Below are 18,163 nucleotides of genomic sequence, written 5' to 3' on the forward strand. Positions count from 1 at the left end.
GAGGCCACCGGCCGCCGGGCCGCTGGTGCACGCCGGAACCCGGAGCACCGATGCCCACCGACACCGTCTTCCAGGAGCAGCGCCCGGCACGGGCGCGCCGTTCCCACCCCGACCGCCCGGCGCGCCGTCCGCGGCGCGACCACCGCACCGACCCGCCGCCCCCCGCGGCGGTCGAAGCGGACGAGCCCGCTCGCGAGGGCGGGCCCGCCTCCGCGAAGGGCCCCGCTCTCCCGCGGGGGCACGCCCGCCCGGAGGAACCCGGCCTTCCGGAGGAACCGATCCGTCCGGAAGGACCCGCCCTCGCGGAGGGACCGGCCCGTTCGGAGGAGTCCCCGTACGCGGGGGAACGCGCGCATGAGCGGGACGGCGAACTCGACCGGCTGGCGCTCGCCGCCCGTGAGGGCTCGGCCGCCGCGCTCGACGCGTTCGTCCGGCGCACCCGCCCCGACGTCGCCCGCTACATCGCCCGCAGAGTCCACCCCGACCGCGTCGAGGAGCTGAGCCAGGAGACCTACCTGCGGGCCCTGCGCGGCCTGCCGCGGTTCGCCGGGCGCGCCCCGGCGCGGACCTGGCTGCTGGCCATCGCCCGCAACACCGTCGCCGACCGCTACCGCCACGACGCGGCCCGCCCCGACTGCGTGCACCACGCCGACTGGGACCTGCTGCCCGCCCGGGCCGTCCGGTTCGACGAGCACGTGGCCCTGCTGTGCCTGCTGGACGGCCTCGCGGCCGAACGGCGGCAGGCGTTCGTCCTCACCCAGGTGGAGGGCCTTTCCTACGCCGAGGCCGCCCGGCTGGCCGACGTGCCCGTGGGCACGATCCGCTCGCGGGTGGCCCGGGCCCGCGGCGACCTGGTGCGCGGGCTCACCGCCTGAGGGCGGAACACGACGGCCCCGGGCCGCTCCGCCTGCGCGGAGCGGCCCGGGGCCGCCTACGTCACATCAGAAGACCCGGTCGGCCGCGTAGGGGCCGATCACGGCCAGCGCGCGCGGCCGCGACAGCAGGTCGGCGGCCACCTCGGCCACCTCCGCGCCGGTGACCGCGTCGAACAGCGCCAGGCTCTCGTCGATCGAGTAGTGTCCGGGCCGGTTCAGCTCGTGCGAGAGCAGCCGCCCCATCCGCGCGTTGGTGCCCTCGCTGCCCAGCACCAGCGAGCCCTGGATCTGACCCTTGGCGCGGGTCAGCTCCTCCTCGGTGATGCCCGAGGCGGCCACCTTCGCCAGCTCCTCGCGGCACACCCCGATGACCTCGTCGGCCTTCTCCGGCAGGCAGCCCGCGTAGATCTGGAAGCTGCCGGTGTCGGCGTAGTCGGCGTTGTAGGCGTGCACCGCATAGGCCAGACCGCGCTTCTCGCGCACCTCCTGGAACAGGCGCGAGGACATCCCGCCGCCCAGGGCGGCGCTGAGCAGCCGCAGCGCGTGCCACCGCGGGTCGGTGCGGCAGAGCCCCTCCGACCCCAGGATGATGTGCGCCTGCTCGGTCTCGCGCGACTGCACGACCGTGCCGCCGTAGGTGGCGACCGGCGAGCCGCCGATGCGGGGGCGCGCGGGGCGGGCGTCCCCGGCGGCGGCCGAGTGCCCGGCGAACAGCGTGCGGACCTGCTCCACCACCAGGTCGTGGTCCAGGCTGCCCGCGGCGGTCACGATCAGCTCGCCGGGCACGTAGGCGTCGCGGTACTGCTCGGCGATGCGGTCGCGGGAGAGCGCCTCGATGGTGTCGGTGGTGCCCAGGATCGGTCGGCCCAGCGGCGAGTCGCCGAAGAAGTGCGCCGCGAAGACGTCGTCCACCAGGTCGGCGGGCTCGTCCTCGTACATGGCGATCTCCTCCAGGATCACGCCCCGCTCGGTCTCCACCTCGCCCTCGTCGAGCACCGAGTTGGCCACCATGTCACCGATGACGTCGACGGCCAGCGGCAGGTCGCGGTCGAGCACCTTCGCGTAGTAGCAGGTGTGCTCCTTGGTGGTGTAGGCGTTGTGGTCGGCGCCCACACCGTCCAGCAGCGCGGAGATCTCCAGTGCGGAGCGCTCCTTGGTCCCCTTGAACAGCAGGTGCTCCAGGAAGTGCGCCGAGCCCGCGTGCACGGAGTCCTCGTCGCGGGAACCCGTGGTCGCCGAGATACCGAACGCGGCGGAGCGCACGCCCGGCACGGCCTCGGTGACCACGCGCAGGCCGCCCGGCAGCACCGTGCGGCGCACCAGTCCGGTACCGCCGTCCGGCTCCAGCAGCGTCACGGTCGTGTCCGGGTCCTGCTCGGCGGCGATGGGGACAGAGCTCATGGGTCCTTCTTCTTCGTCGGGACGTCGGTGGCCGGTCCACCCGGCGGTTCCGGCCGAGGATACGCGCCGGGGCGGCCGCACCCAAGGTGCGACCGCCCCGGCGTCGGTCAGGATCAGGTGTTCTCCGAACGCCCGCCCGAGCTGCGGCGGCGGCGACGGCGCGGGGCCTCCCCGCCGTTCTTGTCGCCGTCCTCCTCCTCGGCCGGGGAGCCCTCGTCCTCGGCGGCGGGGGCGGTCTGGGCCGACTCGGCCTCCACGACCTCGACCGGGACCAGCGACAGCTTGCCGCGGTCGTCGATCTCGCGGATCTCGACCTGGATCTTCTCGCCGATGCTGATCACGTCGTCGAGGTTCTCGATCCGCTTGCCGCCGTGCAGCTTGCGGATCTGCGAGATGTGCAGCAGGCCGTCCTTGCCGGGCAGCAGCGACACGAACGCGCCGAACGTGGTCGTCTTGACGACGGTGCCCAGGTAGCGGTCGCCGACCTCGGGCATCGTCGGGTTCGCGATCTGGTTGATCGTGTCCCGCGCGGCCTCGGCCGAGGGGCCGTCGGTGGCGCCGATGTAGATCGTGCCGTCGTCCTCGATGGTGATCTCGGCGCCGGTGTCGTCCTGGATCGAGTTGATCATCTTGCCCTTGGGGCCGATGACCTCGCCGATCTTCTCCACCGGAACCTTGACGGTGAGGATGCGCGGAGCGTTCGGGCTCATCTCGGCCGGACGCTCGATGGCCTCCTGCATGACGTCGAGGATGGCCAGGCGCGCGCCGCGGGCCTGCTGGAGCGCGAGCGCCAGCTGCTCGGCGGGGATGCCGTCGAGCTTGGTGTCCAGCTGCAGGGCCGTGATGAGCTCACGGGTACCGGCGACCTTGAAGTCCATGTCGCCGAACGCGTCCTCGGCGCCCAGGATGTCGGTGAGGGTGACGAACTCGTCGCCCTCGCTGATCAGACCCATGGCGATGCCCGACACCATCTCCTTGAGGGGCACGCCGGCCGCCATCAGGGACATGGTGGAGGCGCAGACCGAGCCCATCGAGGTGGAGCCGTTGGAGCCCAGGGCCTCCGACACCTGACGGATGGCGTAGGGGAACTCCTCGCGGGCGGGCAGGACCGGGAGCAGGGCGCGCTCGGCGAGGGCGCCGTGCCCGATCTCGCGCCGCTTGGGCGAGCCCACCCGACCGGTCTCACCGGTGGAGTAGGGCGGGAAGTTGTAGTTGTGCATGTAGCGCTTGGTCTTGTCCGGGTTGAGCGTGTCAACCGTCTGCTCCATGCGCAGCATGTTGAGCGTGGTGACACCCATGATCTGGGTCTCGCCGCGCTCGAAGAGGGCCGAGCCGTGCACCCGCGGCAGGATGCCGACCTCGGCGCTCAGCTGGCGGATGTCCTTGGGGCCGCGGCCGTCGATGCGGATCCCGTCGCGCAGCACGCGCTCGCGCATGAGCTGCTTGCTCAGGGAGCGGAAGGCGGCGCCGATCTCCTTCTCGCGGCCCTCGAAGTCCTCGGCGAGCTTCTCGGCGGCCGAGGCCTTGACGCGGTCCAGCTCGGTCTCGCGGTCCTGCTTGTCCGCGATGGTCAGCGCCTTGGACAGCTCCTCGCGGACGGCGCCCTCGACGGCGGTGTAGGCGTCGTCCTCGTAGTCGAGGAAGATCGGGAACTCGCCCTGCTCGCGGCTGGCCTGCTCGGCGACGGCCTGCTGGGCCTTGCACAGGACCTTGATGAAGGGCTTGGCGGCCTCCAGGCCCTCGGCGACGGTCTGCTCGTTGGGGCCGACGGCCCCCTCGGCGACCAGTTTGAGGGTGCGGACCGTGGACTCGGCCTCCACCATCATGATGGCGACGTCGCCGTCCTCCAGGACGCGACCGGCGACCACCATGTCGAAGGTGGCGTTCTCCAGCTCGGCGTGGGTCGGGAAGCCCACCCACTGGCCGTCGATGAGGGCGACGCGCACGCCGCCGATCGGGCCGGAGAAGGGCAGCCCGGCGATCTGGGTGGACATCGAGGCCGCGTTGATGGCGACGACGTCGTACAGGTGCTCGGGGTGCAGGGCCAGGACCGTCTCGACGATCTGGATCTCGTTGCGCAGGCCCTTCCTGAACGACGGGCGCAGCGGCCGGTCGATCAGGCGGCAGGTGAGGATGGCGTCCTCGGAGGGACGGCCCTCACGCCGGAAGAAGGAGCCGGGGATGCGGCCCGCGGCGTACATGCGCTCCTCGACGTCCACCGTCAGGGGGAAGAAGTCGAGGTTGTCCTTGGGGCGCTTCGAGGCGGTGGTGGCGGACAGGACGACGGTCTCGTCGTCCAGGTACACCGTGGCCGACCCGGCGGCCTGGCGGGCCAGGCGACCGGTCTCGAAGCGGATGGTGCGGGTGCCGAAGGAGCCGTTGTCGATGACGGCTTCGGCCGAGTACACGCCCTCCATGGGCGACCTCCTACTACACGTGTTCGCGTTCGTGGCGCCGGACACGGAAGGCGTGCCGGCGCTGGTGATTCGTCTCCCGCGTCCGTGCCCCGGAGTTGATGACGGCCGGTCATCGATCGAAGCCCACGGCATGCCCTGAGGGAATGTCCGGGGACCACTACCGAGGACCGGCCCCGACTCTGCGCCGGGGTGGGGAGCGGGTGGTTCTCACTGTGGAATTGGGGTGGACGGCGGTGTTCGACCACCGTCGCGTCACACCTTACTAACAAAGCGGGAGCGGCCGAAGCCACTCCCGCCGACAACCTAGCGGCGCAGACCCAGGCGCTCGATGAGCGAGCGGTAGCGGGTGATGTCCTGCTTGGCGATGTACTTGAGCAGACGGCGGCGGCGACCGACCATCAGCAGCAGACCGCGGCGGCTGTGGTGGTCGTGCTTGTGGCCCTTGAGGTGCTCGGTCAGCTCGGTGATGCGGTGCGTGAGCAGCGCGACCTGGACCTCGGGGGAACCGGTGTCACCCTCGCCGGTGGCGTACTCGGCGATGATCTTCTCTTTGGTGGCGGTGTCGATCGACACGTCGCTCCTTCACTGGAAAGTCGGTACGCGGTGTGGAACCCGGCATGCGACCGGGAACAGACGCGGTGACCGCGCGTACGAACAGTCACCGTCGCGTGTGGTGCGCGGCCCGCCGCCGACGGCGTGGGTGCGCCGCGCTCCCCCGGCGACGGTACGCGCGGAGGCGACCGGCCGTGGGCACACGTGGACAACGACCACCCTACCGCAGACCACGAGGTGGCGGGCCGTGGCCGGGCACGGGTCGGGTCTCCCCCGCTCCGCGCCCTACCCGGCGCGCAGGACCTCGCGGCAGCGGTCGACGTCCCGGCGCATGGCGACGATCAGCTCGTCGATGCTGTCGAAGCGTTCCTGACCGCGGATGTGCACCGTGAAGTCCACCGTCATGCGCAGCCCGTACAGGTCCAGGTCGTCGCGGTCCAGGGCGTAGGCCTCCACGGTGCGCTCGGCGCCGTCGAACGTGGGGTTGCTGCCCACGGAGATGGCGGCCGGCCAGTGCGACTCCTGTCCGGGGGCGGGCTCGGAGCGGTGGAGCCAGCCCGCGTAGACGCCGTCGCCGGGGACGGCGGTGTCGGGGAGCAGGTCCATGTTGGCGGTGGGGAAGCCCAGCAGTTCGCGGCCGCGCGCGGCGCCGTGCACGACCTCGCCCCCGACCCGGTGCGGGCGGCCCAGCAGCTCGGCGGCCCCGGCCACGTCGCCCTCGGCGAGCAGCCCCCGCACGCGCGTGGAGGTGATGGTGTCGCCGTCCGCGACCAGGGCGACCCCGTCGGCGGTGAAGCCGTACTCGGCGCCCAGCGCGGCCAGCGCGGCGACGTCGCCCGCGGCGCGGTGGCCGAAGCGGAAGTCCTCGCCCACGACCACGGCCGCGGCGTGCAGGCGGTCGACCAGGACGCGCTGGACGAACTCCTCCGGGGTCAGGGAGGACAGGTCCTTGGTGAAGGGCAGGACGCACACGGCGTCGGCGCCGTACTCGGCCAGCAGCTCCAACCGCCGCTCCAGGGGGGTGAGCACCGGCGGGGTGGTGCCGCGCAGCACCCCCTGCGGGTGGGGGTCGAAGGTCACCACGGTGACCGGAAGGCCGAGTTCGCGCCCGTGCCCGACCGCGGTCTCCAGGATGGCCTGGTGGCCACGGTGCACTCCGTCGAACACGCCGACCGCCACCACGGAGCGCCCCCACCCGGAGGGAACGCCCTCCAGCCCGTCCCATCGCCGCACGTCCGGCTCCCCTGCTCGTCGCTGCTCGTGGTCCGCGCGGAGCCCGTGGCGCCCAGCGCGCCCGGAACCCGCACGAACCAAGGGTGCCACGTCCGCGGGTCCCCCACTGACACAAGGGGTGTGTGGCCCAGCACACGCCGGGCCACCGCTCCAGCGCATCACGAAGGTTAGCGCCTGCCCGAGTAGTGGTAGGCGTCGGCCCGCCCTCGAATGTCGTAGACGACGATGACGTTCTTGTCGCCGTCTATGCCGAATCGGATTCTGTAAGTGGCACGGCGGGCCACCCAGTCCTGACCGTAGGGAGGATTGAGTCGTTTCCCCACTCTGCGAGGGTTCTCCCTGAGATCTCCCCGGATCAGCTCCCATGCCGCCGTCGCCACCTTGTCAGGCAACGTCTCGGACAGGGCACGGCGCGCGGTACGGGTCAGGACGATTTCGTACTGATCGCTCACGTTCCCGTCTCCCGGCGCGCCCGTTCTCGCATGAGCTCGGCCATCTCGTCACCGGTGACCACGTCTCCGCGTTCGTACTCCTCCTTCGCCTGGACCAGACCCGCCTGTTCCTCCGGACTGTCCAGAAGAGCGAAGGTCTCCATCATCGACTCGTAGTCGTCCACAGAGATCACCACGGCACTGGGCCTGCCGTTGCGGGTGATGGTGACGGCGTCATGCGTTCTTTCCACCTCGTCGACGATCTTGGACAGGTTGTTTCTGGCCTCGGCCAGCGGAAGCGTCGTCATGGCGTGAATTCTAGCCAATCGCGTCGCCAGTTGTACATCATTCGCGACAGCCCGTTCCCTTCGTGCTCCGGTTCCGGGAAGCCGCGTCGTCCGGGAGGAGCTGGAGGACGCCGGGCTCCGCCGCGGCTGAGGCCCGGCGCGCGCCCGGCCGCCGCGTCCCCGGCGGAGCCGGGTTGGCACACGTGCGCGGGGCGGTTACCGTGCACCGATGGCGATGATCGACACGGGTACGACCCGACTGGCGTACGACGAGGCCGGTTCCGGTCCCGCGATCGTTTTCGTGCACGCCGGTGTGGCCGACCGGCGCATGTGGGACCACCAGTTCACCGGGTTCGCCAGGACCCACCGGGCGGTCCGCTACGACTGGCGCGGCCGCGGCGGCTCCGCCGACCACGAGGGCCCCGTCTCCCACTATGAGGACCTGCTGGCCCTCATGGACGCCCTGGACATCGACCGGGCGACCCTGGTCGGCGCCTCCTTCGGGGGCGCCTACTGCGTGGACGCGGCGCTGGCCGCCCCGGAGCGGGTGGAGGCCCTGGCCCTGGTCTGTCCGGGGATGTCGGGGCACGAGTGGCCGGAGGTCTTCGTGCGCGAGGCGCGCAAGATGGTGCTGGGCGCCGTCCCCCACGAACGCCTGGAGGTGTACCGGGCGGGACGCGCCGACCCCGATCCCGGGGACGTGGCGGCGATGGCCGAGGCCCAGGCCCGGTTCATGGTGCTGGGCCCCGGGCGGGTGCCCGAGGACCTGCCGACGGAGGCCTGGGACCTGGTGCTGCTCATGCTGCGCGAGATGTTCGCCCGCGAGTGGTCCGGGCCGATCGCCACCACCCGCTGGCCGGAGCGGCCCGCTTACGACCGCCTGGGCGAGATCGCCGTGCCGACGCTGGTGGTGAAGGGTCTGTCGGAGATCGCCCAGGTACGGGAGGTCGCGGACCTGTACGCCGGGGGCGTGCCCGGGGCGCGGCTGCTGGAGATGCCCGACACCGGCCACCTGCCGTCCGTGGAGCGCCCCGGCGAGCTGACCGCGGCCCTCGCCCGGTTCCTGGGGACCGACTGACCGGACGGGACCGCGCGGGGTCAGGCGGGTTCGAAGACCACCACGGGCTTCATGTGGTCGCGGCGGTTCTCCCCCAAGGCGACGACGCGGCCGTCCGGGGCGAAGAGGCCGACCGGGCCGCTTCCGGAGCCGTCCGGGTCGATCCGGTTGCCGTGCCGGATCCGCTGCTCCTCGTCCTCGCTCAGGGCGCGCGCCGGAAAGGCCGCGGCCACGGCCTCGGCCAGCGGGACCTGCGTGAACTCCTCGGCCAGTTCGTCCAGCGTGCGCGCCCGGGACAGGTCGTAGGGGCCCACCCTGGTGCGACGCAGCGCCGTCAGGTGCCCGCCCACGCCCAGGTCGGCGCCCATGTCCCGGGCCAGTGAACGGATGTAGGTGCCGCTGGAGCAGGTGACGGCGGCGTCCACGTCCACGAACCCCCCGTCTGCGTCGGAGACCCGGCGCACGTCGGTGACCGTGAACTCCGCGACGGTGACCGTGCGGGCCTTGAGGGCGACCTCCTTGCCCTCACGCGCCGACTTGTAGGCACGCTTGCCGTCCACCTTGATCGCGCTGACCTGCGGCGGAACCTGCTCAATCCGCCCCGTGAGCCTGCCGACGGCGGCGCGCACGGCCTCCTCGCCGACCCCGGAGGCGTCCGTGCGCACGAGGGGCTCGCCCTCGGCGTCGTCGGTGTTGGTCGTCAGGCCGAGCCGGATCGTCGCCTCGTAGACCTTCTCCGTCAGGGTCAGGTGACCCAGGAGCTTGGTGCCCTTCTCGATGCCCAGCACCAGGACCCCGGTGGCCATCGGGTCCAGGGTGCCCGCGTGGCCGACCCTGCGGGTGCGCGCGAGCCCGCGCGCTTTGGCGACCACGTCGTGCGAGGTCCAGTCGGCGGGCTTGTCGACGACCACGACGCCGCTCTCGGCCATGGTGCTCCCTCGGAGTGCAAGGGCGGCGGCGCGGTCCGCGCCGCCGCCGGGGGTGTTACTCGTCCTCGTCGCGCTCGTCCTCGCGGGGCGCCCGGTAGGGGTCGGCCTCGCCCGCGGGCTCGGCGCCGCTGGCCCTCTCGGCCAGCTCCGCGTCCGACTGGCGGGCCTTGAGCAGCAGTTCCTCGATGTGCTGGGCGTTCTCCTGCACCTCGTCGACGACGAAGGCCAGGCTCGGCGTGTGCCGGATGCCGGTCTGGCGTCCCACCTCGCTGCGGATCACGCCCTTTGCGCTCTCCAGGGCGGCGGCGGAGGCGGCCTTCTCGTCCGGGGTGCCGAACACCGTGTAGTACACCGTGGCGTCCCGCAGGTCGGCGGTGATGCGCGCGTCGGTCACGGTGACGAATCCCAGGCGCGGGTCCTTGATGCGCCGGTCCAGCATCTCGGCGACGATGCGCTGGATGCGGTCGGCGATCTTGCGCGCGCGTGCGGCGTCAACCATCGTCAGTCTTCCTCTTCGTTGAAGAGCCGCTGCCTGGCGGAGAGCAGCTCCAGTTCGGGACGGCCCGCCACGAAGCTCTCGCAGGAGTCCATCAGCTCCCGGGCGTGCGCCGCCGTCGGCGCGACCACCGCGACGCCGATCTTGGCCCGGCGGTACAGGTCCTGGTCGCCCGCCTCGGAGACCGAGACGGAGAACTTGCGGCGCAGCTCGGCGACGACGGGTCGGACCAGCGAACGCTTCTGTTTGAGCGAGTGGACGTCACCGAGAAGGACGTCCAGGGTCAGCGCCCCAACGTACAAGTGATCACCTGTGGTGTGTGGAGTTGTCCGCCGCTGTCGGCGGCGTGAAACACGGGGCCCCGGCCGCACGGCCGGGGCCCCGTCTGGTCATGCTCCGCGAGGATCAGTCGCGGGGCTTCTCCTGCATCTCGTACGTCTCGATGACGTCCTCGACACGCAGGTCGTTGTAGCCGACGCCGATACCGCACTCGAAGCCCTCGCGGACCTCGGTCGCGTCGTCCTTGAACCGGCGCAGGGATTCCACGTTGAGGTTCTCGGAGATGACGACCCCGTCGCGGATGAGCCGCGCCTTGGAGTTGCGGCGGATCAGGCCGCTGCGGACGATCGAACCGGCGATGTTGCCGATCCGCGGCACCTTGAAGACCTCGCGGATCTCCGCGCTGCCGAGCTGGACCTCTTCGTAGATCGGCTTGAGCAGACCCTTGACCGCGGCCTCGACCTCGTCGATGGCCTGGTAGATCACCGAGTAGTACCGGATGTCCACGCCCATGCGGTCGGCCAGCTCGCTGTTCTTGCCCTCGGGCCGAACGTTGAAGCCGACGATGATCGCCTCGGCGGAGGCCGCCAGGTTGATGTCGTTCTGCGTGATCGCACCGACACCGCGCCCGATGACCCGGATGCTCACCTCGTCGCCGCCGGCGTCGATCTTGAGCAGGGACTCCTCCAGCGCCTCGACGGAACCGGACATGTCACCCTTGATGAGGAGGAGCAGCTCGGAGCGCTCGCCCTCCTTCAGGGCGTTCTGCCAGTTGTCGAGGGTGACCCGGCGGGCCGAACGCGCCTGCTGGGCGAAGCGCTCGCGCGCCTCGCGCTGCTGGGCGATCTGCCGCGCCACCCGGTCGTCCTTGACGACCAGGAAGCTGTCACCGGCGCTGGGAACGTTGGTCAGACCCAGCACCTGCACCGGACGGGACGGCTCGGCGCTCTGCACGTTCTGGCCGTGCTCGTCGAGCATGGCGCGGACGCGGCCGAAGGCGTCACCGCAGACGATCGAGTCACCGACGTTGAGCGTGCCGCGCTGGACCAGCACCGTGGCCATGGAACCGCGACCGCGGTCCAGGTAGGCCTCGATGGCCAGACCCTGCGCGTCCATCTCCGGGTTGGCCTGGAGATCGAGCGCGGCGTCGGAGGTCAGCACGATCGACTCGAGCAGGGTCTCGATGTTGTCGCCCTTGAGCGCGGAGATGTCCACGAACTGGACGTCGCCGCCGTACTCCTCGGCCACCAGGCCGTACTCGGTGAGCTGCGCGCGGACCCGCTGCGGGTCGGCGCCCTCGACGTCGATCTTGTTGACCGCGACCACGATCGGCACCTCGGCCGCCTTGGCGTGGTCGATGGCCTCCGCCGTCTGCGGCTTGACGCCGTCGTCGGCCGCCACGACCAGCACCGCGATGTCGGTGACCTTCGCGCCGCGGGCACGCATGGCGGTGAACGCCTCGTGACCCGGGGTGTCGATGAAGGTGATCTTGCGCTCTTCGCCGTCCACCTCGGTGGCGACCTGGTAGGCACCGATGTGCTGGGTGATACCGCCGGCCTCGCCGCTGACGACGTTGGTCTTGCGGATGGTGTCCAGCAGTCGGGTCTTACCGTGGTCGACGTGACCCATGACGGTGACCACCGGCGGACGCGGACGCAGGTCCTCCGCGGTGCCCTCGTCCTCACCGAACTCGATGGAGAAGGACTCCAGCAGCTCGCGGTCCTCGTCCTCCGGGCTGACGACCTCGATCCTGTACTTGAGCTCCTCGCCCAGCAGCATCAGGGTCTCGTCCGGAAGGGACTGGGTCGCGGTGACCATCTCACCCAGGTGCATCATCACCTGGACGAGCGACGCCGGGTTGACGTCGATCTTGTCGCCGAAGTCCGACAGCGAGGCGCCGCGGGACAGGCGGATGGTCTGGTCGTTGCCGCTCGGGATCTTGACGCCGCCGAACGACGGGGCCTGGAAGTCGTGGAACTCCTGGCGCCGCTGCTTCTTGGACTTGCGGGCGCGTCCGGGACGGCCGCCGGGGCGTCCGAACGCACCGGCCGTACCGCCGCCGCGACCGCGGCCACCGCCACCGGGACGGCCGCCGAAGCCGCCGGGACGACCGCCGCCGCCGCCGACACCGCCGGGACGCGGACCGGAACCCGCGGGGGCTCCCCCGCGGCCACGGCCACCGCCGCCGCCGGGACGACCGCCGCCACCGCCGCGACCGCCACCCGCGGGTGCGGCCGGACGGGACGAGGGCATGTTCATCGGGCTGGGGCGCGGACCGCCGGGTCGGGGACCGGGACGCGGGGGACCCGCGGCACCGCCCGGACGCGGAGCGCCGGCCGCACCGCCGGGACGCGGGGCGCGCTGTTCGCCGCCGCCCTGCGGGCCGGGACGCGGACCCGGACGCGGACCGCCCGGACGCGGAGCGCCGGCCGCACCGCCGGGACGCGGGGCGCGCTGCTCGCCGCCGCCCTGCGGGCCGGGACGCGGACCCGGACGCGGGCCACCCGGACGCGGAGCGCCGCCGCCGGGCCGCGGAGCGGCCGGCTTGGAGCCCATGCCGGAGGCGTTGGACGCGAACGGATTGTTGCCCGGACGGGGACCGGACGGGCGCGGGCCGGGACGGGGCCCGCCGCGCTCGGCACGGTCGCCGCGCTCGGGGCGGTCACCGCCGCGCTCGGGGCGGTCACCGCCGCGCTCGGGGCGGTCACCGCCGCGCTGGGCGCGGTCGGGACGGCCGCCCTCAGGACGACCACCCTCCGGACGGCCGCCCTCGGGGCGACCGCCGGGGCCAGCCGGGGCACCGGGCTTGGGGGCGCCGCCGGGGCGGGCGCCGGCCTCGCCGCGGGGAGCCTTGGGGCCGGGCTTGGGCGCGTTCGCGCGCGGAGCGGCCTCGCCCTGCGGGGCGGGCTTGGGCGCGGGAGCCGGCCTGGGGCCGGGCTTGGGAGCCGGACCCGGCTTCGGGGCGGCACCGTTGTCCGCGGCGGGACGCGGGCCGGGCTTTGGAGCCGAACCCTTGCGACCGCCGTCGGAACCGTTGTTGAAGGCTTCCTGGAGGCGTCGTACGACGGGGGCCTCTATGGTCGAGGACGCCGAACGGACGAATTCGCCCATCTCGTTGAGCTTGGCCAGAACGGCCTTGCTCTCTACACCGAACTCCTTGGCGAGTTCATATACCCGGACCTTCGCCACTACTCTCCTTCAGCTTCGGTCCGGGACATGGGCTTGTGCCGGACCGTCGTTAGCTCGAGTTACTCATCGCTGCGTACTCATCAGGCGCTCATCGCAATCTCGACCTGCTTCCTCATCGCTACACAACAATGGGCCAGCTTCTGCGTGCCGACACAGCACTGGACGCCGACCTCGGTCGTTACAACCCAGAAGTCGGTCCAGACATTCCAACCCTATCGGGAACAGTGACCCGATCCGCCACGCGGGGCGGCGTCGATCAGGGCCGCCACGGGTGAGACGTCCCACCCGTCGGCGCCCGCTCCCCTCCGGTAGGCGCGTGACCAGGCCCTGCGCCGTTCGGCGAGCTCGAAACACCGCCGATCGCGGTGCAGGTAGGCGCCGCGCCCCGGAAGACGACCCCGGGTGTCGGGCGTGATGACCGTGCCCTCGGCCACCAGCCGCACGAGGTCGGACTGGACTGCCCGCGACCGACACCCCACACAGGTACGCACGGGGCGGTCGGGACCGTCATGGGCCACCCTATCGCGTCGAGGCATGCGCGCGACCCGATCAGCCCGTCGCGGCGGTGTCGTCGCCCTCGGCGGCGCCCTCCCGCTCCGGCTCCCCGGCGGGCTCGGCGTCGGAGCGGATGTCGATGCGCCAGCCGGTCAGGCGCGCGGCCAGACGGGCGTTCTGGCCCTCCTTGCCGATCGCGAGGGACTGCTGGTAGTCGGGCACGACCACGCGGGCGACGCGGGAGGCCATGTCGAGGATCTCCACAGAGTTGACCCGCGCAGGGGACAGGGCGTTGGCGACGAACACGGCCGGGTCCTCGGAGTAGTCGACGATGTCGATCTTCTCCCCGTGGAGTTCGGCCATGACGTTGCGGACGCGGCTGCCGAGCGGGCCGATGCAGGCGCCCTTGGCGTTGACCCCGCCGCGGTTGGAGTGGACGGCCATCTTGGTGCGGTGGCCCGCCTCCCGCGCGATCGCCGCGATCTCGACGGTGCCGTCGGCGATCTCGGGGACCTCCAGCTCGAAGAGCTTGCGCACCAGGTTGGGGTGCGTGCGCGAGAGGGTGACCGAGGGGCCGCGGTGGCCCTTGCGGACCTGCACCACGTAGGCGCGCAGGCGCTCGCCGTGGGTGTAGGTCTCGGTGGGCACCTGCTCCTGCGGGGGCAGGACCGCCTCGATCTTGCCGAGGTCCACCAGCACGTTGCGGGGGTCCTTGCCCTGCTGGATGATGCCGGAGACGATGTCGTGCTCGCGTCCGGCGAACTCGCCCAGGGTCAGCTCGTCCTCGGCGTCGCGCAGACGCTGGAGGATGACCTGCTTGGCGGTGGAGGTCGCGATGCGGCCGAACCCGGTGGGGGTGCCGTCGAACTCGCCGACGGACTCGCCGTCCTCGCCGGTCTCGGCCACCCACACGGTCACGTGGCCGGTGGAGCGGTTGAGCTCGACGCGGGCCCGCTTCTCGGGGCCCTCCTCGCGGTGGTAGGCGATCAGAAGCGCGTCCTCGATGGCCTTGGCCACGAGTTCGACGGAGATGTCCTTCTCGCGTTCCAGGCTGCGCAGAACGCTCATGTCAATGTCCACGGGGCTCCCCCTCTAGTCCGCCGCGTCGGTGTCGGCATCGTGGCGGAATTCCACCTGGACCCTGCCCTTGCCGAGTTCGGCGTGGGTGAAGGTGCGGGGCTGGCCCTCGACGTCCAGGGTGACCCCGTCGTCGTCGGCGCCGGTGACGCGCCCGGTGACCTTGCCGCCCTCGGCGAGGGTGGCGATCACCAGGCGGCCTCGGGAGCGGCGCCAGTGCCTCGGCTCGGTCAGCGGACGGTCCACCCCGGGTGAGGTGACCTCCAGGACGTAGGGCTGCGCGCCCATGACGTCGGAGGAGTCCAGCAGGGTGTTCACCTCCTGGCTGACCTCGCCGACCGTGTCCAGGTCGACCCCGTTGTCGGAGTCCACGACCACGCGCAGCACCCGTCGCTTGCCGGCCGGTGTGAGTTCGACGGCCTCCAGGTCCAGTCCGGCCTCGGCCAGTACCGGCTCCAGCAGCTCGGCGATGCGCTCCTCGCGCGCCTGCGCTCCCATGTGGTCCTGCTCCTCCAACGGCGAAGATCCCGCCCGCGCGGCCGTCGGGCCGGTGTACGGGGCGGTCCAGCTCTGTACGTAGTCTTCGACTTCAGCGGCCCGCCCCCTGGTGCGGGGACGCGGGCCGACCGCGCGTCGCGTGCGACGGCGGTTATGCCGCAAGAGTATCCACACCCGGAACCGTTCCTGAACAGTGATCAGGAGTGACCCCCGGGGGTCACGCTGGCACTGCACCCATCCCGAACGGTGCTGGATGGGCTGGGTCACCGCGTTCCTGCCCCGTCCGGCCACGCGCATAGCGTGCACGCTCCGTGACGGGAGGGCGGTTTCCCTCACGCCCACAACTCCCCGGTGCGGCCTGGACGGTCCGATGCCCCACACCATCACCCCGGTGGTGTGGTGGCCCAGCGCAGCAGTCGGGACAGGGCATGACGTACCTGCGCGTCCCGGTGGGAGGCGCTGCCGGACAGGTCGAAGGTGAACCGTCGCGGGTCCCCGATCGGGTTGCCGTGGGTGTCCAACTGCCAGGCGGCCAGGTGGTCGGCGTTGGCGTCCACCCCCACCACCCCGCGGGCCAGCGCCGCCTCCCACGGCACCTGCGGGACAGGGGCGGGGGTCCAGGACGCGGTCACATACCACCGTTCCCGATCCGTGTCCAGGTGGATGCGGTAGGCCACCGCCCCGTCGGCCTCGACCCGATCAGCCCACTCGGTGCCCCGGTGGGCGAAGGCCACCCGGCCCGAGAGCACGTACCGACCGTGCGGGGCGTTGGCGTACTCGGTCAGTGGAGCGGGCAACCGGATCGAGATCTGCCCCTCGGGGGTGATGCGGATGGTCTCGTTGCCGTAGCGTTTGCCGGACTCACCATCAGCGGACAGGAAGAAGCGTGCGGCCTCCCACCGAGCCCGCCACCCGGCCTCGGTCAGCTACGCCTGCTCCAGGTGGTGGCGGCTGTTCAGCAACCGCTTGCCGCCACGCACCACCCGTACACGCCCCGCCTCCCAGTCCGCCACCGCCACCGCATGGCGATGCTCCAGGGCGGCCAGGCGTCGTGACTTGGCGTGCCACTCCCGGCGCCAGGAGTACCCGCCCGGGGCGCCCTTGGTGCCCTTTTCTCCGAGTGGTTGGGAGAGCCGGTGGCGCAGGGTGTCGATCCCGGCCTGGAGGCGGTGCAGGTGGGCGAGCTGGCTGCGGCGGGCCAGCGCCCACTGCTCATGGGAGGCCTTGGTCAGGGCTCCGGCCCACCGCGACGAGGACTCAGCGGTCAGCTCCCGTTTGCGGGCCGCCCAGGAGTCCTTGCCGTGGCCGGTGCCATCCGCACACCGGGCGGCCAGGTCCGTGGAGGCCAAGGACCCCAGGTGCGCGCCCACCGCCCGCAGGACCGTCTCATCCCGTGGTGTGAGGCCCTTGAGCCGATCACGCACACTCACCCCGGACGGCACGGGGACCAGGAACGGGTCAGCGATCGACCGCAACCGCCGCGCCCCGGTACCTGACATCCCTTCCCACCTCCCGATCCTGCCGGTTTCGTCACTGTGTTCGACACGACCGTAGCCAGGACCGGGGGCGCCTGTCCGAAGAATCAGCGAACTTCTCAGACGGTTTTCTTCGTCGCACCATGCGCAGGGGTGGGGCGCACAGCCACACACCGCCTTCCGACAGCAGCACATAATGACTCCTGTGCCCTCGTGTGTGCTTGAGTGGCTTCCCGATCCAACAGCTGACACCCCCCAGGTCGCCGTCGGTGGCCGGGGCGCGTCGGCGCGTGGCCTCCGGGGCGCGTCCGGGCGGCGGCGTCCCTTGCGCGGTACGGGACGTGGAAGGATGGGGGCCGGGGGGCCGCCGCGGGCGGCCCGCACCGCACGAGAGGAAGAGCGCGTGGGGATCGGCCGTGTCAGCCGTCGCACGGTGCTGGGCGCGACGGCCGCTGTGGGCGCCGTGGGCCTGGCCGGGTGCGGCGGTACCGAGTGGTACCCCTCCGACGTGACGCCCGACGTGTACGTGCTGCGCGCGGTGGTCCGGGAGAAGGAGCGGATGGTCGCGCGCTACGAGGCCGCGGTCGCCGGGGGGACGGGACCGGCGGAACTGCTGGAGCGGTTCCTGGAACACCACCTGTCCCACCTGGACGCGCTGCTGGACTCCCTGCCCGAGGACGCCCCCTCCCCCTCCGCCGGGCCGTCCGGCGAACCCTCCTCCCCCGAGGAGGCCCCCGTTCCGGAGACCGCGCCGGACACCGCGGCGCTGCACGTGCTGGAGGCCGTGGCGACCGGCGCCCGGCTGGACCAGGCGGGCGCCGTCGCCGACTCCGCGCTGGCGCAGCTGATCAGCGCGATCGGCGCGTGCGAGGCGGGGCACGCCCACCTGCTGGCCCAGGAGCGGTGACGGCGCACACCCCCAGACGGAAGGCAGGTAGCAAGGTGAGCGAGAGCCCCGCGTCCACCGGCGAGGAGACGGACGCCGGCCCCCGGGCGCTGGCCGAGGCGCTGCGCGCCGAACACGCGGCCGTGTACGGGTACGAGTTCATCGGCGGGGCCGCCGAGGACGAGGACCGGCGCGACCGCGCGGGGAGCACCGCCCACGAGCACAAGGCGCTGCGGGACGCGCTGCACGCGGCGGCCGTGGAGCGGGGCGTGGACCCCCCGCCCGCGCTGGCCTCCTACCCGGTCGCCGACGAGTACGGCGACGAGGCCGTCGACGCCTACGCCGCGGGGCTGGAGCAGGCCGCCGCGCGCGCCCACCTGTGGCTGACCGCCTCGCGGGACACCGACCTGCGGGTGACCGGCGCCCGGGCGCTCCAGGAAACGACCGTGCGCCTGCTGGAGTGGGGCGGGGCTCTGGACGCCCTGCCCGGTTTCGACGAGGCCGGTTGACCCGCACGTAGCCCGCACGGCCGGGCACGGCGGCGGTCCGGGAAGCACCCGCGTCAGTCCGTGTACGGGCGGAGGGG

At 72.3% G+C, this 18,163-nt stretch carries 19 protein-coding genes; 4 read left to right on the plus strand and 15 right to left on the minus strand.

The window, feature by feature from the left end; all coding sequences use genetic code 11:
• The first annotated feature begins 50 nt into the window (after positions 1–50).
• Positions 51–875 (plus strand): sigma-70 family RNA polymerase sigma factor, encoded by an 825-nt coding sequence (locus AC0VX6_RS21850; RefSeq protein WP_475465876.1) that lies wholly within the window; start codon positions 51–53, stop codon positions 873–875.
• A gap of 66 nt (positions 876–941) precedes the next feature.
• On the opposite strand, the gene AC0VX6_RS21855 is transcribed toward AC0VX6_RS21850, so the two are convergent.
• From AC0VX6_RS21855 to AC0VX6_RS21880, 6 genes are all read right to left on the minus strand, one after another.
• The gene (locus AC0VX6_RS21855; protein WP_274974444.1) at positions 942–2,276 is read right to left on the minus strand and encodes a M16 family metallopeptidase; all 1,335 of its coding nucleotides are present in this window, start codon (positions 2,274–2,276) and stop codon (positions 942–944) included.
• 113 nt (positions 2,277–2,389) lie between these two features.
• Positions 2,390–4,693, minus strand: coding sequence for a polyribonucleotide nucleotidyltransferase (locus AC0VX6_RS21860; protein ID WP_274974445.1), 2,304 nt, complete (start codon positions 4,691–4,693; stop codon positions 2,390–2,392).
• A 303-nt stretch (positions 4,694–4,996) separates the two neighbouring features.
• Positions 4,997–5,266: a 30S ribosomal protein S15 gene (rpsO, locus tag AC0VX6_RS21865; protein ID WP_013154592.1), complete on the minus strand. Its 270-nt coding sequence runs from the start codon at positions 5,264–5,266 to the stop codon at positions 4,997–4,999.
• A gap of 264 nt (positions 5,267–5,530) precedes the next feature.
• Positions 5,531–6,478: a bifunctional riboflavin kinase/FAD synthetase gene (locus tag AC0VX6_RS21870; RefSeq protein ID WP_274974446.1), complete on the minus strand. Its 948-nt coding sequence runs from the start codon at positions 6,476–6,478 to the stop codon at positions 5,531–5,533.
• A 167-nt stretch (positions 6,479–6,645) separates the two neighbouring features.
• Positions 6,646–6,930 carry a type II toxin-antitoxin system RelE family toxin gene (locus AC0VX6_RS21875; RefSeq protein WP_274974447.1) on the minus strand — a complete coding sequence of 95 codons (285 nt, stop codon included), beginning with the start codon at positions 6,928–6,930 and terminating at the stop codon, positions 6,646–6,648.
• Positions 6,927–7,217, minus strand: coding sequence for a type II toxin-antitoxin system Phd/YefM family antitoxin (locus AC0VX6_RS21880; RefSeq protein WP_274974448.1), 291 nt, complete (start codon positions 7,215–7,217; stop codon positions 6,927–6,929). The genes AC0VX6_RS21875 and AC0VX6_RS21880 overlap by 4 nt, the downstream gene beginning before the upstream one ends.
• A gap of 208 nt (positions 7,218–7,425) precedes the next feature.
• On the opposite strand from AC0VX6_RS21880, the gene AC0VX6_RS21885 reads away from it, so the two are divergent.
• Positions 7,426–8,274 carry an alpha/beta fold hydrolase gene (locus AC0VX6_RS21885; protein WP_274974449.1) on the plus strand — a complete coding sequence of 283 codons (849 nt, stop codon included), beginning with the start codon at positions 7,426–7,428 and terminating at the stop codon, positions 8,272–8,274.
• A gap of 20 nt (positions 8,275–8,294) precedes the next feature.
• On the opposite strand, the gene truB is transcribed toward AC0VX6_RS21885, so the two are convergent.
• The 9 genes from truB to AC0VX6_RS21930 all read right to left on the minus strand — a co-directional run bounded on the left by truB (position 8,295) and on the right by AC0VX6_RS21930 (position 16,715).
• Positions 8,295–9,182 carry a tRNA pseudouridine(55) synthase TruB gene (gene truB / locus AC0VX6_RS21890; RefSeq protein ID WP_274974450.1) on the minus strand — a complete coding sequence of 296 codons (888 nt, stop codon included), beginning with the start codon at positions 9,180–9,182 and terminating at the stop codon, positions 8,295–8,297.
• Between the two features lie 55 nt (positions 9,183–9,237).
• The gene (rbfA, locus tag AC0VX6_RS21895; protein WP_130394938.1) at positions 9,238–9,681 is read right to left on the minus strand and encodes a 30S ribosome-binding factor RbfA; all 444 of its coding nucleotides are present in this window, start codon (positions 9,679–9,681) and stop codon (positions 9,238–9,240) included.
• A gap of 2 nt (positions 9,682–9,683) precedes the next feature.
• A complete protein-coding gene (locus tag AC0VX6_RS21900) occupies positions 9,684–9,980 on the minus strand; it encodes a DUF503 domain-containing protein (RefSeq protein ID WP_274974451.1) in 297 nt (98 codons plus the stop codon).
• A 103-nt stretch (positions 9,981–10,083) separates the two neighbouring features.
• On the minus strand, positions 10,084–13,146 hold the full coding sequence (infB, locus tag AC0VX6_RS21905) for a translation initiation factor IF-2 (protein ID WP_475465881.1): 3,063 nt from the start codon (positions 13,144–13,146) through the stop codon (positions 10,084–10,086).
• Positions 13,147–13,358: 212 nt separating this feature from the next.
• Positions 13,359–13,682, minus strand: coding sequence for a YlxR family protein (locus tag AC0VX6_RS21910; RefSeq protein ID WP_274974453.1), 324 nt, complete (start codon positions 13,680–13,682; stop codon positions 13,359–13,361).
• 13 nt (positions 13,683–13,695) lie between these two features.
• Positions 13,696–14,709: a transcription termination factor NusA gene (gene nusA, locus AC0VX6_RS21915; RefSeq protein WP_475465883.1), complete on the minus strand. Its 1,014-nt coding sequence runs from the start codon at positions 14,707–14,709 to the stop codon at positions 13,696–13,698.
• 24 nt (positions 14,710–14,733) lie between these two features.
• Entirely contained in the window at positions 14,734–15,216 is a 483-nt protein-coding gene (rimP, locus tag AC0VX6_RS21920; protein ID WP_248771755.1) for a ribosome maturation factor RimP, read from the minus strand.
• Positions 15,217–15,599: 383 nt separating this feature from the next.
• Entirely contained in the window at positions 15,600–16,013 is a 414-nt protein-coding gene (locus AC0VX6_RS21925) for a hypothetical protein (RefSeq protein ID WP_475465885.1), read from the minus strand.
• Positions 16,014–16,142: 129 nt separating this feature from the next.
• Positions 16,143–16,715: a hypothetical protein gene (locus AC0VX6_RS21930; RefSeq protein WP_475465887.1), complete on the minus strand. Its 573-nt coding sequence runs from the start codon at positions 16,713–16,715 to the stop codon at positions 16,143–16,145.
• A gap of 379 nt (positions 16,716–17,094) precedes the next feature.
• On the opposite strand from AC0VX6_RS21930, the gene AC0VX6_RS21935 reads away from it, so the two are divergent.
• Together AC0VX6_RS21935 and AC0VX6_RS21940 are read left to right on the plus strand one after the other, a co-directional pair.
• Positions 17,095–17,598 carry a hypothetical protein gene (locus AC0VX6_RS21935; RefSeq protein ID WP_274974456.1) on the plus strand — a complete coding sequence of 168 codons (504 nt, stop codon included), beginning with the start codon at positions 17,095–17,097 and terminating at the stop codon, positions 17,596–17,598.
• A 35-nt stretch (positions 17,599–17,633) separates the two neighbouring features.
• The gene (locus AC0VX6_RS21940) at positions 17,634–18,086 is read left to right on the plus strand and encodes a ferritin-like domain-containing protein (protein WP_475465889.1); all 453 of its coding nucleotides are present in this window, start codon (positions 17,634–17,636) and stop codon (positions 18,084–18,086) included.
• Positions 18,087–18,163 lie beyond the last annotated feature (77 nt).

This window comes from Nocardiopsis sp. iso_25, from assembly GCF_056173305.1.

What these genes read in the sequence shown, in the direction of transcription:
- AC0VX6_RS21850 (WP_475465876.1), top strand. Translation starts at nt 51, where the DNA reads ATGCCCACCGACACCGTCTTCCAGGAGCAGCGCCCGGCACGGGCGCGC.
- AC0VX6_RS21855 (WP_274974444.1), bottom strand. Translation starts at nt 2,276, where the DNA reads ATGAGCTCTGTCCCCATCGCCGCCGAGCAGGACCCGGACACGACCGTG.
- AC0VX6_RS21860 (WP_274974445.1), bottom strand. Translation starts at nt 4,693, where the DNA reads ATGGAGGGCGTGTACTCGGCCGAAGCCGTCATCGACAACGGCTCCTTC.
- AC0VX6_RS21880 (WP_274974448.1), bottom strand. Translation starts at nt 7,217, where the DNA reads ATGACGACGCTTCCGCTGGCCGAGGCCAGAAACAACCTGTCCAAGATC.
- AC0VX6_RS21885 (WP_274974449.1), top strand. Translation starts at nt 7,426, where the DNA reads ATGGCGATGATCGACACGGGTACGACCCGACTGGCGTACGACGAGGCC.
- truB (WP_274974450.1), bottom strand. Translation starts at nt 9,182, where the DNA reads ATGGCCGAGAGCGGCGTCGTGGTCGTCGACAAGCCCGCCGACTGGACC.
- rbfA (WP_130394938.1), bottom strand. Translation starts at nt 9,681, where the DNA reads ATGGTTGACGCCGCACGCGCGCGCAAGATCGCCGACCGCATCCAGCGC.
- AC0VX6_RS21910 (WP_274974453.1), bottom strand. Translation starts at nt 13,682, where the DNA reads ATGCCTCGACGCGATAGGGTGGCCCATGACGGTCCCGACCGCCCCGTG.
- nusA (WP_475465883.1), bottom strand. Translation starts at nt 14,709, where the DNA reads ATGAGCGTTCTGCGCAGCCTGGAACGCGAGAAGGACATCTCCGTCGAA.
- rimP (WP_248771755.1), bottom strand. Translation starts at nt 15,216, where the DNA reads ATGGGAGCGCAGGCGCGCGAGGAGCGCATCGCCGAGCTGCTGGAGCCG.
- AC0VX6_RS21930 (WP_475465887.1), bottom strand. Translation starts at nt 16,715, where the DNA reads ATGTCAGGTACCGGGGCGCGGCGGTTGCGGTCGATCGCTGACCCGTTC.